Raw genomic sequence first — 4,073 nt, forward strand, 5'->3', positions numbered from 1 at the left:
GGCCCCCTCGGCGGGCAGGCCCGGCCCGCGCGCGGGCCCGTACGCCTCCTGTGGCCGAGGCGGGCACCGGAGGTGACGATGGAGACCCGAGCGCCGCCGTCCCGATCGGAGTGCGATGAGCGACCAGCACCACGTCGTCCTGCTGACCTTCCCCGACGCCGACGGCTGGCGCCCGGCCTTCGACGAGGCGCAGCGCCTGCCCGGCCTGCGGTTCGCGGCGGTCCTGGAGCGCAGCGCCGAAGGCCTGCTGGAGGCGAAGGACACCTTCGGCCGGGGCGCGGGCGTGGCCACCGTCGGCTCGGGGCTGCTGGGCGCCCTGGTCGGAATGCTCGGCGGGCCGGTGGGCGCGTTCCTCGGCTTCGCGGCGGGCGCGGCGCTCGGCAACGCGGCCGAGGAGCACTTCGCGGGCGAGGCCGGAGCCGCGCTGATCGTGCTCTCGCCCCGGGTGCCGGACGGCGGGGCGCTGCTCGCCCTGGAGGTCCGGGAGGCCTCCCCCGACCCGGCGGACGAGCTGGCCGCCCGGCACGGGGCCTCGGTCGAGCGGATCGACGAGCACACCTTCGCCGAACAGGTGCGGGCGGCCGAGAAGAAGGCGGAGGAGGCGACGGACCAGGGCTCCTGAGCGCACGCGCGGCAGACAGGAGTGGGCGGGGCGTGCGTGCCCCGCCCCGCCGTTCCGGCCCCGTCACGCCGCCCGCATCACTCCGCCCGCATCACGCCACCCCGTCATTCCGCCCGCAGCGCGTCCACCGTGCGCGCCCGCGCCGCCCGTACGGCCGGGAGCAGGGCGCCGAGCAGGGCGATCAGCACCCCGCCGAGGGCGAGCAGGACCAGCACCGGGGTGCCGAACACGTCCAGCGCGGAGGCGGGGAAGTTCAGCCCGGCGCCGCGCCCCATCGCGGGCACCGTCAGAGCGTGCAGCAGCAGCCCCAGCGGCAGGCCGGCCAGGCCGCCGACCGCCCCGGCCGGGACCACCGAGGCGAGGACCACGCCCACGGCCTGTGCCGGGGTCATGCCGAGCGCCTTGGTGACGCCCGTGTCCCGGGCGCGCTCACGGACCTCCAGGACGACGGTGTTGAACACCCCGAGCCCGGCGACCACGAGCAGCAGCGCGGTCAGGGTGGCGGTGAGCGAGTTCAGCGCGGCGATCCCGCCGCTGGAGCCGCGCGGCCCGCCGGTGTCGGCGGTCATGCGCGCTGGGGCGAGGGCGCCGTCGAGGGCCCCGGCGTAGGCGGCCCGGTCGGTGCCGGGCTTCAGCCGGACGGTCCAGGTGTCCGGCCGCGGCGCCGTCCCCGCCGGGTAGTTCACGGCGTCGACGAAGAGTTCGTCGGTCTGCACGTGCGGGTCGAAGACCTCGCCGACGATCCGGACGGTGACGGCCCGGCCGTGGGTCGTGAAGGTCACCCGGTCGCCGAGCGCGACCGAGGCCTCGGTCAGGAAGGTGGCCGGGGCGACGGCCTCGCCCGGGCCCTGGTACCAGCGCCCGGAGACCAGCTTGTAGCCCGCCCAGGAGGAGTCGCCGTCGAAGGCCGTCACCAGGGTGCTGCCCGCCACGCCGGGGACGGTGACGTCCTCGGTGCCGGTGCCGAAGTACCGGGCGGTGCCCGGCTGGGCGTCCAGCGCGGCGGTGACGGTGGCCCGGTCGGCCGGGACGGGCCGGTCCGTCGGTGCGGCCCCGGGCGGGCCGGCCGGCCACGCCGGGTGCACCACCACGTCCCCGGCGGCGTGCGACTTCGCCTCCTGCACCCAGCCCATCGTCCCGCCCATGCCCACCGCGAAGACCGCCGCCGTCGTGCCGAACAGCACCGCGGCGAACATCCCGGCGGCCCGGGCCGGGCGGGCGAAGGGCTGGGCGAGGCCGAGGCTCAGCGGGCGGGGCAGCGGCAACCGGACGGCCAGCGCGGCGGCGCGGGCCGCGAAGGCGTCCCGACGGGTGCCCCCTCCGGTCCGGCCGACGGCGAGCGCGTCCACCGTGCGCAGCCGGCCGGCCCTGGCCGCGGCCGCCCAGGCGACCAGCGCGACGGCGGCCAGGGTGCCGCCCGCCACCGCGACGTCCACCCAGGGGGCGAGGCCGGAGGTGTCGGTGCCGTACAGCGAGCCGGTGGTGGCGAGCACCGGAATGGTCAGCAGGTTGCCGGTGACCACCCCGAGCAGGGTGCCGGCACCGGCCGGGACCAGCGCCTGGGCGACGTACGCCCGCACCACCTGGGCGGGGGTGCAGCCGAGCGCCTTGAGCACGCCGATCCGCCGGGTGGCGGTGCCGACCGCGCCGGCCACCACGTTGCCCGCGACCAGCACCGACATCGCCATGCCGAGCAGGCCGAAGGCCACCATGAAGGGCAGGAACAGCGCGGTGTTGCGGTCCGAGCCCTGCTTGGCGGTGAGCCAGGACTGCGCGCCGGTGAGCGCCCCGGCGGGAGCGGCGGAGACGACCACGGCCCGGCCGGCGGCCATCGCCGCGGCGCTGCCGGCGTCCGTGAACCGGTAGAGCATCTCGTAACCGGAGCCGGAGCCGGAGCCAGTGCCGGAGTCGGAGCCGGGGTTGGAGCCGGGGTTGGAGCCGGGCGCGGCGAGGGCGGCCAGACCGTCCGGGGTCACCCAGGCGTCCGAGGTCCGGCTGACGGAGCGGGCGAAGCCGACGACTTTCAGGGCCGGGGCGCCCGGCAGGCCGGGCAGGCGCAGGCTGCCGCCGAGCTCCCGGGGTTTGTCGGCGTACCCGGCCTCGATCACCACCTCGCCCGGCCGCTGCGGCCAACTCCCTTGGATCATGGTGACGTTGTCGATCCCCGGGGCGGCCTCGGCGCGTCCGGTGACGGCCATCGGCGCCATCGTCACCCCGGGCGGCAGGTCCAGGCCGGGGCCGGGCTCGGGGTCGACGGTCACGGTCCGGTACGGCCCGGCCGCGGCCGTCACCCCGGGGGCGTGGGCCGTCGCGACGAGCTGGTCGGCGCTCACCCCGGCCGCGTCGAACCGTGCGGTGAGGTGGGCGCCGCGCTGGTCGTCGAAGGCCTGGTCGAAGGGGGCCTGGGAGGCGACCAGCAGCGAGCCGCCGAGGACGGAGCAGGTGGTCGCCACCAGCGCGGCCAGGCCGACCGCGACGGACTGCGTCCGGCGCCTGCGCACCCCTGCCCGTACGACCCGGCCGAGCGCGCTCATGCCGCCACCGCCGAGTCCGCCTCGATCCGGCCGTCCCGCATCCGGACCGTGCGGGTGGCGCAGTCCTCGGCCAGCGCCAGGTCGTGGGTGACGATCAGGACGGTCTGCCCGTCCTCGTGCAGGTCCCGGAACAGCTCCTTGACGTCCTCGCCGGAGGCCGAGTCCAGCGCACCGGTCGGCTCGTCCGCCAGCAGCAGCGTCGGCCGGTTCATCAACGCCCGTGCCACCGCCACGCGCTGGCGCTCGCCGCCGGACAGCCGGCCCGGGTGGGCGCGGGTGTGCCGGTCGATGCCGAGCGCCTCCAGCAGTTCGGCCGCCCGGCGCCGGGCCTCGGCGCGCGGGACGCCGGCCAGCTCACCGGCCAGCACCACGTTGTCGGCCACGGTGAGGTCGTCCAGCAGGTTGAAGAACTGGAACACCATCCCGATCGTGCCGCGCCGGTAGCGGGCCGAGGCCGCCTCGCCCAGCCGGTCCACCCGTACCCCGGCCACGGTGACCGTCCCGGCGCTCGGCCGGTCCAGCCCGGCGACCAGGTTCAGCAGGGTGGACTTCCCGCTGCCGGACGGGCCGAGCACGGCCACCGACTCCCCCGCCCGCACGCTCAGCGTGACCTCGTCCAGCGCCGCCCGGGCGCCCTCGTAGTGACGGCTCACGCCGCTCAGTTCGATCACCGGATCGCCGCTCATGTCCCCGCTCCTCGTCGTCCTCCACCCGGGCCCCGAAAGAGGGGGCCCGCTGACGAGGACGAAGGTACGAACGGGCGGCGGGCGCCCGCGTCCGCCGCCCGGGGCAACCCCGCTACCGCGCCCGGCGGACCCTGGCGCACCGTCATCCTTCCGATGTAGTCGCCGGGTGCAGCGGCCACCCGCCACCTGTGGGGCTGTCCCACGGGGCCTCCGGCCAGCACAATGTCCCGG

3 protein-coding genes are annotated in these 4,073 nt (G+C 77.2%); 1 reads left to right on the plus strand and 2 read right to left on the minus strand.

All coding sequences use genetic code 11. The features are described 5' to 3' along the window. Positions 1 to 115 precede the first annotated feature (115 nt). The gene (locus ACFRMQ_RS38965) at positions 116 to 622 is read left to right on the plus strand and encodes a histidine kinase (RefSeq protein ID WP_380735631.1); all 507 of its coding nucleotides are present in this window, start codon (positions 116 to 118) and stop codon (positions 620 to 622) included. Positions 623 to 726: 104 nt separating this feature from the next. On the opposite strand, the gene ACFRMQ_RS38970 is transcribed toward ACFRMQ_RS38965, so the two are convergent. Together ACFRMQ_RS38970 and ACFRMQ_RS38975 are read right to left on the minus strand one after the other, a co-directional pair. After that, complete coding sequence (locus ACFRMQ_RS38970) at positions 727 to 3,156, minus strand: FtsX-like permease family protein (RefSeq protein ID WP_380735632.1); 2,430 nt, start codon at positions 3,154 to 3,156, stop codon at positions 727 to 729. Further along, entirely contained in the window at positions 3,153 to 3,842 is a 690-nt protein-coding gene (locus ACFRMQ_RS38975) for an ABC transporter ATP-binding protein (RefSeq protein ID WP_380735633.1), read from the minus strand. The genes ACFRMQ_RS38970 and ACFRMQ_RS38975 overlap by 4 nt, the downstream gene beginning before the upstream one ends. Positions 3,843 to 4,073: the final 231 nt, after the last annotated feature.

The organism is Kitasatospora sp. NPDC056783 (assembly GCF_042789895.1).
In the GTDB taxonomy this organism is placed as follows: Bacteria; Actinomycetota; Actinomycetes; order Streptomycetales; family Streptomycetaceae; genus Kitasatospora.